Genomic DNA, 13,593 nt, shown 5'->3' with positions numbered 1-13,593 from the left:
ATAACACAAGCGCTGAGGACAGCGGATCCGCGTCATCAGGATGACGGATCCGCTGTCTGCTTCCGTCGTCCGACCTTGGGCTCGATCCGGCGGATCATATAGGCGGTCAGGGTCAGGGCGAGGACACCCACCGCGGTGCCAACGCTGACGTCGGTGAGCCAGGTCACGGCGTTGTGGTTCCACAGCGGGTCCGGTGGATCACCCAGCGGCAGCCTCCTGGCCGGGTTGGCCGCCTCGGGGCTCACCCTGCCCAGCTGGGCCACCTTGTTGAGGTCGACGGTCGAGGCGAGCGCGGCAAAACCCCAGCGCGCCGGCGCGATCCAGCTGACCTGCCCAAGTACCGGACGTCCCACCGCCGACACGAGCCCGCCGCAGAGCACGAGCTGAGCCATGGTGATAAGGACCAGCACGGGCATGGTCTTGTCAGCGCTGTCGACCAGCGTCGAGACAAGCAGGCCGATCATCATCGAGGACAGCGCCGCCACGAGCACCGCGACGAGACACTCCGCGAGCGGGGAACCGAGCAGCACGGAAGCGGTCGGCATCCGGCCCAGTAATCCGATCAATGTGAAGATCGCGCACTGACAGGTCGTGATCGCGGCCAGGACGACCACCTTGGAACCCAGGTAAGCGGTACGTGACAGGCCGATCGTGCGCTCCCGCCGGTAGATCGGCCGTTCCTTGACGAGCTCACGAACCGAGTTCGCCATCCCCATGAAGCATGCGCACAGCACCAGCACGACGAGCACCTTGGTCGCGTCCGGGTTCGGCACCGGCAGCGCGGCGAGACCGTCCCGGGCCGGGATCACCCGCGGAATGATCCCCAGCAGGAACGGAAAAGCGATGATCAGCCGAAGATAGGAACGGTCCGCGAGCACCACCCGCAGGTAGCGGCGGGTGAGGGTGGACAGCTGTGCCCGCACCGGCTGCTGGCGGACGCTGGGCAGCGTCGCCGCGGTCCGCCGAACCACCGGCGCGACCACAGCGGACGGGACGTAGTACTCCGACGCGCGGAAACGGGCCGCGAGCACCTCACCCGCGGTGGCCTCCAGCTCCCGGAAGACAGCGACGAACTCCTTGAAGTCCTTCTTGTCGAAGAACCGCAACGCACCGGCACTCGGGCCGAAGTAAGCCACGTGGCCGCCGGGCGCGAGCACCAACAGATAGTCACATAGATCAAGAAATAGCACACTATGAGTCACAACAATCACTGTGCGGCCTTCGCTGGGAGCGCTGGCGGCACCGTCGCTGCCCCGGGCGAGGGAGTGCAGCGCCTCCATGACCGACTGGTCGTTGGCCGGATCCAGCCCGGAGGTCGGCTCGTCCAGGAACAGCAGTGTCGGACGTGTGAGCAGCTCGAGCGCGACGCTGGTCCGCTTGCGCTGGCCGCCGGACAGCCGGCCGACCGGTGTGTCCGCATGGTCACGCAGCCCCAGCTGAACGACGACCTCGCTGACCCGGGCACGCCGCTCATCCGCTGTGGTGTCAGCTGGAAAGCGCAGCTCCGCACCGTACTCCAGGGCCTGGCGAACGGTCAGCTGGTTGTGCAGGGGGTCGGCCTGCGGGACGTAACCGATCCGGCGGCGCAGCTCGTCGTACTCGGCATAGAGATCCCGGCCCGCGTAGCGGACCGTGCCGGCGTCGGCCGGACGAAATCCGGTGAGCGCGTTGAGCAACGTCGACTTGCCCGCGCCGCTCGGACCGACCACACCCAGCAGCGACCGGGCCGGCAGCCGGAAGGTGACGTCGCTCATGAGCTGCTTGGCACCAGCCCATACCGACAGGCCCTGCACTTCGAACGTAACGTCGCCGCTATCGACGTACTCGACCAACGTGTCACCGTCAAGCTGGAACAGATGATGGCCGATGGCGACGACATCACGTTGCGCCACGGGCGCGTGCGTCACCCTCCGGCCGTTGACAAACGTGCCGTTGGCTGAGCCCAGGTCGACTACCTCGACGTCACCGCGTCGCGCACGGCCTCGACCGGTATGGGTGGTACCACCGGACCCGTGGGTGTCGACGCGAAGCTGGGCATGGTGCCGAGAGGCCAGTAAGTCGTCCACAACCAGATCGTTGTCGCGGGAACGGCCCATGGTCACCTGCCCTGGGCGCAGCTGGTGAACCTTGCGCTCGTCACCGATGAACGGCTGCTCAGACGTGGGCGGACCCGGATCGTCGTCGCTTCCCGCGAGCGCGGTGGGCGGGTCGGCTGGTAGCTCGACCGGCCCCGCTGGGACGGGCTGCCGCGGCCGCGGGATGAGAACGACCTCCGGCCCGTCCACGGCGCCGAGACGGATCCGCACCTGTGCCGCGCTCACGCTGAGGTTGCCCACCCGCCGGCCGTCCTGCCAGAGGCCGTTGGCACTGATGTCGCGTACCTGCCAGCCTTCCGCCCCTGCCTCCAGGACGAGGTGACGCCGCGACACCCGGCCATCGACGATGACGACGTCGGCCTGGCGGGCCCGCCCCACCACGTATGGTCCATCGCCGGTCAGGACCACCTGGCCGGCCGGAGTGTTGACCTGTAGCGCGGTCCCGGTCCAGTCCACCTGCGTTTCTCTCCCCCCGTGGCCGGAGGTTGTCGGCCTCCGGCCACCGTTGGTGTGCCTCCGCGCACCTGAGAGAGGCGTGCTCGCGTGGCCTGTGGTCAGCTGAAAGAGATCTTAACCGCCGCGACCCCACGGAATTGTGTCTTTTCGATGAAACAGGCCGGTAACCGCCGCGGCCGGCACCGGCTGGCGGCACGGAGGTTCGAGTCGGCACGGACACTCGAGCGGCGATCTCCAGGATGGCCCTGTCGGCCGGATGGCAGCATGTACGCTACCCCCGTCCGGGGGCACACTTCGGGAGAAACCGCGGAGAAGCCCGCCTTGTTCGTATTGAAGTCGTTTCGCCCACTTGAAGCGTCTTTTGTGTTTCTCGCGACACTCGCCGGCCTCCTCGCCTGGTCACTACCGGATATAACCGGCCAGACGCGGGCGGTGGGAAATGTGACGGGCACCGCCAATCGTATATCACCCCGACCGGCCGTATTCGGCCAGACCGGAAAGCTCGTGTTCGGCCTTGGCCCCTCCCTCGACAGCGACTCGACATCGCCCGTCGCCAACCAGCTGGGGATGTTCACAACCTGGTACAACAGCCCGAACGACTTCGGTTTCATGACTAACTGGGCGAAGGACCTCATTCCACAGGTTTACGCCAAACGACGGGCGATCCACCTCGTGGTGTGGCTCGGCGGGGCCGGTCAGGTCGCGACGGTCCAGACCAAGTACGGCCCAGCGTGTGGTCGCGACTACCCACTGTCATCATCGTTCCTGGGTGACACCAGACGGCTCGCGCAGATATTCGCTGGCCCGGCGGACGGAGCGCCCCTCTACGTCACGCTCTTCACCGAGCTACAGACCTATCCGTGCCAGGCCAACACCTGGGCGGCCACGCCCGAGGTGACCAACTACTACCTGAAGCTGAAGGACCAGTACACCGCGGCAATGGGCATCTTCCACTCCATGGCGCCAAACGCGAGGGTCTCGCTCGGCTGGGGTGGCTGGCAGGCCCGCTGGGACGACCCGGCAAAAGGCGGCGGAAAATCGCTGATCGGGCACTTCGACGACGTGCTGCGTCAGTCGGACTTCCAGAGCTTCCAGGCGATGGACTCAAAAAGCAATGTCGACGATATCCGCAGGATGACGCAGATCCTCGGTGGGTATGGCCCGGTCATGGTCGCGCACTACAAACCCGACGACGGCTCGACCGCCACCTGGCATGACGATCTGCGGACGATTTTCACCGACGACTACGTACGGCAGATTACCGCCGCGGGCCTGTTCGGGTTCAGTTTCATGGACAGCAAACAGCTGAGCGCCGATCCGGGCTCACTGCAACTGGTCAGGAACGCCGCCACCCGGTATGGCACCCAGCCAGGATGAGCATCCAGCCAGACTGAGCCCAGCCAGACCGGGCCCAGCCAGACCGAGCCCAGCCAGACCGAGCCCAGCCAGACCGAGCCCAGCCAGACCGAGCCCAGCCAGACCGAGCCCAGCCAGACCGAGCCCATGACGTGAAGATCACACGCACCCTGCGAAGCTTGTCCGGGTCGGTTCGCACGCGGCGGACTGACCAGCCCGCCGCGGCGGCCGGCCCTCGAGCCAGGGGTCCCCGGATCGTCACGAAGCGACTATCCGGGGGATGGCATGCAGCGACTCGACGACACCGCCGGCGGAGATGCCCGATGGGTCGTGTCCGCCGGTGATGTCGTCGACACGCTCGAGTGCGGGCACCGGCTAGCGCTGTCCCATGCCCGCGCGGCCGGCGTGCGCCTCGACGGCACCGGCGCGGAGGTCACCACGTCCGAAGCGGACGACCTGCTGGTACGCCACGGTGACGCCCACGAACGGCGCTGGCTGGAGCGGCTCGTCCACATCTTCGGCGCGGATGGCGTCCGGGTGATCGAACGGCCTGACAACACCCTGACCGCGCTGGCCGCGGCGAGGGATCAGACCCGCGACGCCGTCGCCGCCGGCGTCGCCGTCATCTACCAGGGTGTCCTTTTCGACGGTTCCTTCCAGGGCCGGCCCGACTTCCTGATCGCCACGCACCTCGACCCGCTCACCGGCGCCCACACCGGCGCCCCGGCAAACGGACGCTACGAGCCGTACGACGCCAAACTCGCCCGCCACGCCCGTCCTACCGCGGTGCTGCAGCTCACCGCCTATGCCCAGGCGCTGCCGACGATCGGCGTAGACGTCGCGCGCCACATCCATCTGCTACTCGGCGACGGCCGGCTGGAGTCGCTGCAGGCTGACGATATCGCGCCCCTGATCAGCCATGCCCGGACCCGGCTGGCCTCGCGGCTCGCGACCGAACCCGCGATCCCGACGCCCTCCTGGGCTGATCCCCGGCCCGCATGTGAGACCTGCGCGTTCGCCGGCCACTGCGAGAAAGGGCGGGAGGCTGCCCGTGACCTGTCGCTGGTCGCCGGCCTGCGCACCGATCAGCGACGCAAGCTGCGGGCCGGCGGGATCAGCACGCTCGAACAGCTCGCCGCGGCCGGTGACGACCAGCGCCCGCCGTCGATGGCCGCGGCGACCTTCGCCGGGCTACGGCTCCAGGCGGAGCTACAGGCCATCCAGGATGCCACCCGCACCGATGACGACCGGACCGGGACCGTGACCGTCCGGGTGGTCGCCCCGGACGGGCTCGCCTCCCTGCCCGCCCAGGACCCCGGTGACATCTACTTCGACATGGAGGGCGACCCATACGCGCTGGGCAATACTGGTCTGGAGTACCTGTTCGGGGCCGTGACCCCGACCGGTACCGGGGACGGCGCCCAGGAGCTCTTCCATCCGTTCTGGGCACATGACCGGCCAGCGGAGAAGCGCGCTTTCGAGCGGTTTGTCGACTGGGCGGCCGCGCGGCTCGCCGACCATCCGCAGGCGCACATCTACCACTACGCCCCGTATGAGCCGAACGCCCTGAAACGGCTGGCCGCCCGCCACGGCACCCGCGAGCGGCAGGTCGACGACCTGCTTGCCGGGCACAGGCTCGTCGACCTCTACACGGTTGTCCGGCGCAGCCTGAAGATCTCCCAACGCTCATATTCGATCAAGTATCTGGAACCGCTGTACCTGGCCGGCGCCCGGGGGACGGAGGTCAAGACCGCGATCGACAGCATCGTCGCCTACGAGAACGTTCTGGCCCACCTCGCAAACTCCGACCGTGCCGCGGCCGACCGCCTCCTCGGCGAGATCGCCGAGTACAACCGGGTCGACTGCGTATCCACCCACCGGCTGCATCGCTGGCTGCTGGACCTGCGCGCGGCGCAGGGCATAGCGGGCGCGCCGGCATACCACCCGTCGGCGGACCACGGCGACGGGCCCGACGCGACAGTGGACGCGACAGTGGACGCGCTGACCGCGAAGCTGCCGGACGATCCGGCGGTCTGGACCGACGACGAGCGGGCGCGGGCGCTGCTGGCCGCCGCCGTCGGGTACCACCGCCGCGAGAACAAGCCGGCGTGGTGGGAGTTCTTCGCCTGGCTCACCGCCGACCGAGCGGCGCTGGAGGCGAACGACAACTGCGCCGTCCCCCTGGGCTGGACCATCGTCGAGGACTGGGCCGTCCCGGCCGGGCGAGGGAAACGAACCCGGCGTGACCTGCTGGCCGCACTCGACGCTGAGGGCACCCATCCGTACTCCGACGGCGACCGGATCCGTCTGCTCTACCCGGGGGCTGGTGGGGCCGACGGCACCACCCGTGATGGCAGCATCAAGCGCGCGGGCCCCGACCAGCTGCTCATCCACGAGACCGCCAGGCCCGGCGAGGTGGGTCTCGACGGGGACGGCAGCGCCGGGGCAGCTGCCGAACTGCCGGTCGCCGTGCTGCCTGGCGCGCCGGTGCGTCCCGAACCGAAACCGGCCGCGATCGCGGAGCTCGCCCGCACCGTCCTGGCCGGGCCCGCGCTGCCCGAAGGCCCGGCCATGGATCTGCTTCGCCGGCACCCGCCACGTCTGCTCGGCCGGGTCGGCCTGCCCGACCCGGCCGAGCACGGGAATGATCTGATTGCCACCGTGCTCGCCGCCGTCGACCTACTCGCCGGGTCCTACCTGGCCGTGCAGGGGCCGCCCGGAGCCGGCAAGACCTACCTGGCCGGACGGTTGATCCGCCATCTGGTCGGCCAGGGCCGCACGGTCGGGGTGTGCTCGACCAGCCACAAGGCGATCGAGAACGCCATGCTGGCGGCGACCGGCAACATCCCGGCGGCGAGCCGCCCTCCCGCCACCGGGATACCCGCGGCCAAGAAGCTGCGCTCCGGGCAGAAGCCCAGCCCGCTGGCACCGTGGGACTGCCCCCGTGACCTCCGCGCGTTGGTCTCCTGGCGCGCCGCGCACCCGGACGGGCATCTGGTGGGCGATACCTCGTGGGCTTTCGCGAACCCCGCGCTGCGCGCGGAGCCGTTCGACGTGCTGATCATCGATGAGGCGGGCCAGTTCGCGCTCGCCGACACCCTGGCCGTCGCCGGTGCCGCCCGCAACCTCGTACTGCTCGGTGACCCGCAGCAGCTCCCCCAGGTCGTCGCCGGGATCCACCCGGACGGCGCGGACGCCTCCGCCCTCTCCCACCTGCTCGGCACGAATGACGTCATCCCCGGCGCGTTCGGGTACTTCCTCGATCTGACCAGGCGTATGCACCCGGCCGTGTGCGAACCGGTCTCGGCGCTCGCCTACCGGGGACGGCTGCACGCCCACCCGGTGACCGCCGGCCGTCACCTCGACGGCATCGACGCCGGCCTCTACCTGCGCGACGTGCTCCACTACGGCAACACCACCCGTTCGGACCCGGAGAAGGACGCGGTCGCCGGCCTGATCGAGACCATCCTCGGCCGGCGCTTCGTCGACCTCGACGGCGAGCGCGTCCTGCGTGGCCCCGACATCCTGGTGGTCGCCCCGTACAACCGCCAGGTACGGGCGATCGAGCAGGCGCTCGACAGGGCCGGGACGCACGGCGTCCGGGCCGGGACCGTCGACCGCTTCCAAGGCCAGGAGGCACCCGTCGTCATCGTGTCGCTGACCACGTCCAGCGCGTCCGAAGCGCCCCGGGGGCTGGACTTCCTGCTCTCCCGTAACCGGCTGAACGTCGCGCTGTCGCGGGCGCAGGTCCTGGCCGTGCTGGTGATGTCACCGGCGTTGCTCGACAGCGCCGCACGCACGGTCGACGAGCTGCGCCTGCTGGCCGGCCTCGCCCGGCTGCGGGCCACCGCCCGCACCGACTTCCCCGGGATCACCACGCAACCCGCCGGTAATCAGCCGGTTTCGGTGATCCGGGCCCGCGCTTCCGCGGCAGCGGGCCCCGACCGCCGGCAAGCGTCCAGGACGCCGCCGGGGGACGCGGGCGCCACGGCGGCACCGCGGGCGAGTCAACTCGCTGAGGACGATCTGAGGGGATGCCCGTGACCGCGCTCGACACCAGCGCCGACACTGGAACGGGCCGGGGGAAAGACGCGGGGAAAAAGGGGAGGAAGCGATGGCTGGCCGCCCCGGCTGTTCTCGCCGGCTTCTGCGCGCTGTCCGTAGCGCTGTTCTGGGATGGCTGGACGGATCTGGGCACGACTATCTACGGCGGCAGCGATGCCGTCCTGTTCTCCTGGTACCTGGCCTGGACGCCCTACGCCCTGGCCCACGGGCTTGACCCGTTCGTCACCCATTTTCTCAACGCTCCGGACGGCGTCAACATCATGTGGAGCACTGGCGTGCCGCTGCTCGGTGTGCTGGCCGCACCGATCACCGTGCTGGCCGGGCCGCTGGTGGCCTTCCAGGTACTGACGACGCTCGCGCCGGCGCTGTCCGGCTGGGTGATGTTCCTGGTGATGCGCCGCTGGAGCGCGGCGTTCCCCGCCGCCGTCGCCGGGCTGCTCTACGGCTTCAGCCCCTACGTCATCGGCGCTTCCTACGGCCACCTGCACCTGTCGTTCGCGCTCTTTCCCCCGATCCTCCTGCTGCTGCTGGACGACCTGCTCATCCGCCAACGCCGGGCCGCGCGGACCGGCGCGCTGCTCGGCGTGGCCGTAGCCGCCCAAGCGCTGGTGAGCGAGGAGGTGCTGGCGACCTCAGCGGTGGTTGCGATCATCGCCATCGCGATCCTGTGCGTCCAGCATCGTGATCAGATCCGCCTGCGCGCCGCGGCGGCAGCAGGTGGGCTCGCGGTCTGCGCGGCCGTCGCCACCGTGCTGCTCGCCTGGCCGCTCTACATCCAGTTCTTCGGCCCCCAGCGCGTCCACGGATCAATCCAGCCGTCCGACATCGCCGTGTCCGACCTTCTCACCTTCGTCACGCCCACGCCGCTCCAGGCCATCGGCCCGGACTTCGCCGTCCGGGAAAGCCTGCGGTTCTCCGGCAACGCGGTGGAGGTCAGCGGTTACTTCGGCCTCCCGCTGCTGGCTCTGCTCGCCTTCATCGCGCTGCGGTTACGCCGTGATCCGCTCGTGGCCCTGTGCGGGCCGCTGTTCGCCGCCGTCGCTGTCCTGTCCCTCGGCCCGCACCTGCACCTGGGCGGGCACGCCACCGGTATCCCACTGCCGTGGCGTCTGTTGGAGCTGGGGCCGGTGCTGCACAACGCACTGCCGTCCCGCCTGTCGCTGTATCTCGTGCTGGCCGCGGGTGCGATGATCGCGGTTTGGCTCGACCAGGCACGGCCGCCGCGGCTGCGCGCCGTCACCGGCGTCGTTACCGCCGCCGCCCTGGTGCCGCTGGTACCGGCGACGCTCCTGCCCTTCACCACGGTCACGCCGAGGTTCTTCACCGGCCCGCAGGTCGACAACCTGCCCACAGCGACGACAGCGCTGGTCGTGCCCTATCCGTACCCTCAGCAGAACATCGCGATGCTGTGGCAGGCGCAGACCGGTTTCCGGTTTACTATGCCAGGTTGCTACTGCACAGTTCCTGACCGTAATGGACGATCCAGCTTCCATCCGGAGGTCGACCCGCTGAACTCAGCGCTCATCGCTGTCGCGACCGGCCAGCGGACCGCACAGGCGGCCCTGGGACAACCTGGCCTGGCGGCAGCCTTCGACCACTACCATCTGAATGCGATCATCCTCGGCCCCACCGATCACCACGACGAGCTCGTCACCCTGCTGACGACGCTGGCGGGTGCACCCGGGCGCTACGTCGACGGGGTCGACCTGTGGCTGCTCGACAGCGCCCCCGGCCGGTCGTGACAAGGTACTGACGCCAAAGAGCCCCAGACGGAACACGCAGCAACGGAACAACCATGAATGGAGCGCGGATGGCAGAGATCAAGGTAGCGGTGGAACGGGTCGTCGCGGCGACACCGGCGAAGGTCGTCGACGCGCTCGCCGACTACAGGGGCATTCGCGCCGAGGCGTGGCCAAAAATGATCACCGACTACGAAGTGATCGAGGGCGGTACCGGCGCCGGTACCCGGATTCGTTACCGGCTGCACGCGACCCGCCGCCGCGTCCGTACCGTCGAAGCGGTCGTGTCCACACCCGAACCCAGCCGGACCCTCACCGAAACCGACCAGAACTCCACTCTGCGTACCGTGTGGACGGTGCGGCCCGCTGACCCGGGAACGGCGCGGATATCAGTAGAGACAAGCTGGGCGGGCGCAAGCGGAATCGGTGGCTTCTTCGAACGAGCCTTCGCGCCGATCGGTATCCGCAAGCTGTGGAACGGTGTTCTCGACAACATCCAGCCCAGGCTGGACTGACGATCGAGTGACGCATCTCGGCTGGGTTACGGATCTCGGCCTTCACCTTCCGTCGCCAGTCGAGGAGCTGCGCGACGATCGGCTCACCCGCCACGGCGTCCAGGTTTTTGTCAAACGCGACGACCTCATCAGCGAAAAAGTACCGGGAAACAAATGGCGTAAGCTCAAGTACAACCTGACCGACGCCGCCGCGGCGGGCATGTCGACCGTGTTGACCTTCGGTGGCGCCTTTTCCAACCATATCCGCGCGACAGCCGCCGCCGGTGAGATTATCGGGGTCCAGACGATCGGTGTGATCCGCGGGGAGGAACACCTCCCGCTCAACTGGTCGTTGTCGGCGGCCGCGGCCAGCGGCATGCATCTGACCTACCTCGACAGGTCCGCATACCGCCGCAAGGACGACCCCGGCGTCATCGCAGACCTGCGGAGGCGCCTCGGCGACTTCTTCCTGATCCCCGAGGGCGGCAGCAGCCCCGCCGGGGTCCGCGGTTGCGCCGAGATCATCGCCGAGGTCGGCCTTGAGTTCGACCTGGTCTGTTGCGCGTGCGGCACGGGCGGCACGCTGGCCGGTATCGCGGCCGGCCTGAAACCGGGCCGAACCGCCATCGGGTTCTCCGCGCTGAAAGGCGGACATTTTCTTACCGGGGTGGTCGCCGGCCTGCAACGTGCCGCCTTCGGCCGGTCGACCGACAACTGGCGGGTCGAATGCGGCTTCCACTTCGATGGCTTCGCGAAGAACCCACCGGAGCTCCGCTGTTTTGTCGACGCCTTCGCCGAGCGCCATGGAATCCTGCTCGAAGCCGTGTATGTGGCGAAGATGATGTACGGTATCTTCGCCCTGGTGCGAGGTGGCGTGATCCCGCCCGGCACCAAGGTCCTCGCCATTATCACCGGACCGGCCGAACCGCCGCCCCGATAGCCGCGTGACCTGATCCGCACCCGCCCGGCTGTCGGGCGGGTGTGATTGAATTGCCACGCTTCTCTCGCTGAAGGCGACGCGCGGCCATTTAGAGAGCGTCCCGCAACGGCGATATGACGCAGCGTTCCGGTTGACGTAACGGGATAAGGGGCCACGTGCGCGAGAACGAACACGTCGACGTCATGATCGTCAACGAGCGCGCGCTTGGGTTCACGCGCGCCACCATGACCCGATGGCTCTCGCCCTCACTGCTGCTGCGTACGGCCATACGCGTGGGCATCAGCGGGCTGCTCGGCTCGTACGCCGACAAACGGGAGGAGATGGCGGCGCTGCCCGCCGCGCCTGTGGCCGACCTGTCCGGCACCCGTGATGCGCCAGCCTCCGGGGAACTGCCGGATGGCAGCGAACCACCTGACACCGGCGAACTGTGGTTCGACTACGTCAGCGATCTCGGTGACGGGTTCGACTCGACCTATGCGATGGCATCGCTGCTGGCCGCGCCCAGCCTCAACCTGGCCGGGACGACGATGCCGCGCGGCCGGATGCTGGTGATGGGCGGCGACCAGTGCTACCCCACACCCAGCATCGCCGGCTATGAGAACAAGCTGATCGGCCCGTACCGCACCGCGTTACCCAGGCAGCGCTCGGAGCCGGCTGAGCGGCCGAAGCTGTTCGTGCTACCGGGCAACCACGACTGGTACGACGGGCTCACCGCCTTTATGCGGGTCTTCTGCCAGGGCTCGAGCATCGGCGATTGGCGTACCGAGCAGACCCGCAGCTACTTCGCGGTGCGGCTGCCGCACCGATGGTGGCTGCTGGGGATCGACATCCAGTTCGACTCCTACATCGACGACCCGCAACGCCGCTACTTCATCAAGATCGCACAGCGGATGCACCCCGGTGACGCGATCATCCTCTGCTCGGCGAAGCCGAGCTGGATCAGCACGGCCGAGCAGGACGCCGAAGCATACGCCGTCCTCGACTACTTCGAGCGCACGATCATCCGTGCGGCCGGCGCCCAGGTGCGGGTGTCCCTGACCGGCGACCGGCACCACTACGCCCGTTACAGCGAGGTCGGCGGCACCGCGGTGAAGTTCACCGCCGGCGGTGGCGGTGCTTACCTGTCCGCCACCCACCGGCTGCCGCAACGGCTGGTACTGCCGCCGCCGGCATCGCGCGCGCGGGGAAAGAGCGACCCGCCGGTCCATTACGAGCTGGCCAGCACCACCTTTCCGGACGCGCCGGCCTCCCGCCGGCTCGCCACCGGCATCTTCCGTCTGCCAGCGCTCGCGCCAGGTCTGGTCGCGCTGCTCGGTGGCATCCACCTACTGCTGACGCTGGCAGTCGGCGCCGCCGGGACGGACGGGCGAGGTGCCGCCGGTCGCCTCGACGGCATCGCGGACGGCCTGCGCGGCGCAAGCGTCGGCGGCCTGTTCGTGGGCCTGCTCAGCGGCATTCCCGGGCTCGTGCTGGCCGTGGGCGTCATCGCCGCGGCGCTCGCCCTGACCAAAGCCGGCCGGACCGCGCGGGGTATCGCCGCCGGAGCCACGCATGGGCTTGCCCAGCTCCTGCTTGCTGTCGCCCTGCTTGCCGGCGCTGTCACGATCACGCGCCCGCTGCCCGGCACCTGGCTGCTCGCCGGAGTGCTCCCGCTGGTGTTCACGGCCGGCGGCCTGGCCGCCACCGAACTGGTCGCCGCCTATCTCTGGCTGGCCGACCGGACGATGGGCCTGAACACCAACGAACTGTTCGCCGCACAGGGAATCGCCGATTACAAGAACTTCCTGCGACTACACATCAGCCCCGACGGACAGTTGACGATCTACCCTGTCGGGGTCCGTACGGTACCGAAACGCTGGCGCTTCACCCCGGGCTCCTCAACGGGCGCGGCGGCGGGAACACCCCGGTTCACCCCGACCGACCGGCCCCTGGAGCCCTTTCTCATCGAACCGCCGATCACCGTTGCCCGGGACACCCCCGGAAAATTCCGATCATATGATCGGAAGCCCTAGACTGACGGCGTGTCACACCAGCGTCTGATACTCACGCTCAGTTGCCCCGATCGGCGTGGCATCGTCGCGGCGGTGTCCTCCTTCATCACCGAGAGTGGTTGCAACATCGTCGAAGCCCAACAGTATCTGGACCCCGACAGCACCCACTTCTTCCTGCGCCTGGCCGCCGACGTCGAGGAGCCGCACGGCAGCCTGGAGGACCTGTGTGACGCCTTCGGCGCGGTTGCCGAGACCTTCTCGATGGACTGGCAGCTCTGGGACGCCGCCGTCCGATCCCGCACTATAATCATGGTCTCGCAGCACGATCACTGTCTGGCCGACCTGCTGTCGCGCCGCCGCGCCGGCACCCTGCCGATCGAGATCGCCGGTGTCGTGTCCAACCACCGCGACGCCGAAGAGCTGGTCCGCTGGCATGGCGTGCCCTTCCACCACCTG

The 13,593-nt window shown here is 68.8% G+C and carries 8 protein-coding genes; 7 read left to right on the top strand and 1 reads right to left on the bottom strand.

Going from position 1 to position 13,593, the window contains the following annotated elements; genetic code table 11:
* Positions 1 to 35: 35 nt before the first annotated feature.
* Positions 36 to 2,552, bottom strand: coding sequence for an ATP-binding cassette domain-containing protein (locus MJ777_RS08270; RefSeq protein ID WP_239374825.1), 2,517 nt, complete (start codon positions 2,550 to 2,552; stop codon positions 36 to 38).
* A 264-nt stretch (positions 2,553 to 2,816) separates the two neighbouring features.
* On the opposite strand from MJ777_RS08270, the gene MJ777_RS08265 reads away from it, so the two are divergent.
* From MJ777_RS08265 to MJ777_RS08235, 7 genes are all read left to right on the top strand, one after another.
* Positions 2,817 to 3,929, top strand: coding sequence for a hypothetical protein (locus MJ777_RS08265; protein ID WP_239309838.1), 1,113 nt, complete (start codon positions 2,817 to 2,819; stop codon positions 3,927 to 3,929).
* A gap of 264 nt (positions 3,930 to 4,193) precedes the next feature.
* Positions 4,194 to 7,952, top strand: coding sequence for a TM0106 family RecB-like putative nuclease (locus tag MJ777_RS08260; protein ID WP_239374806.1), 3,759 nt, complete (start codon positions 4,194 to 4,196; stop codon positions 7,950 to 7,952).
* On the top strand, positions 7,949 to 9,715 hold the full coding sequence (locus MJ777_RS08255) for a hypothetical protein (RefSeq protein ID WP_239374788.1): 1,767 nt from the start codon (positions 7,949 to 7,951) through the stop codon (positions 9,713 to 9,715). Before MJ777_RS08260 ends, MJ777_RS08255 begins: the two co-directional genes overlap by 4 nt.
* A gap of 68 nt (positions 9,716 to 9,783) precedes the next feature.
* Positions 9,784 to 10,227, top strand: coding sequence for an SRPBCC family protein (locus MJ777_RS08250; protein WP_239309832.1), 444 nt, complete (start codon positions 9,784 to 9,786; stop codon positions 10,225 to 10,227).
* A 7-nt stretch (positions 10,228 to 10,234) separates the two neighbouring features.
* Positions 10,235 to 11,146 (top strand): 1-aminocyclopropane-1-carboxylate deaminase/D-cysteine desulfhydrase, encoded by a 912-nt coding sequence (locus MJ777_RS08245; protein ID WP_239309830.1) that lies wholly within the window; start codon positions 10,235 to 10,237, stop codon positions 11,144 to 11,146.
* 155 nt (positions 11,147 to 11,301) lie between these two features.
* A complete protein-coding gene (locus MJ777_RS08240; protein WP_239374785.1) occupies positions 11,302 to 13,158 on the top strand; it encodes a hypothetical protein in 1,857 nt (618 codons plus the stop codon).
* A 9-nt stretch (positions 13,159 to 13,167) separates the two neighbouring features.
* Positions 13,168 to 13,593: ACT domain-containing protein (locus MJ777_RS08235; RefSeq protein ID WP_239374782.1), on the top strand; the 426-nt coding region annotated here is incomplete at its 3' end.

The sequence above is a fragment of the Protofrankia sp. Cj5 genome (assembly GCF_917627405.1).
Classification (GTDB): domain Bacteria; phylum Actinomycetota; class Actinomycetes; order Frankiales; family Frankiaceae; genus Protofrankia.
The sequence above is the reverse complement of the archived record's forward strand: the minus strand, read 5'-3'. Positions and strand labels throughout refer to the sequence as shown.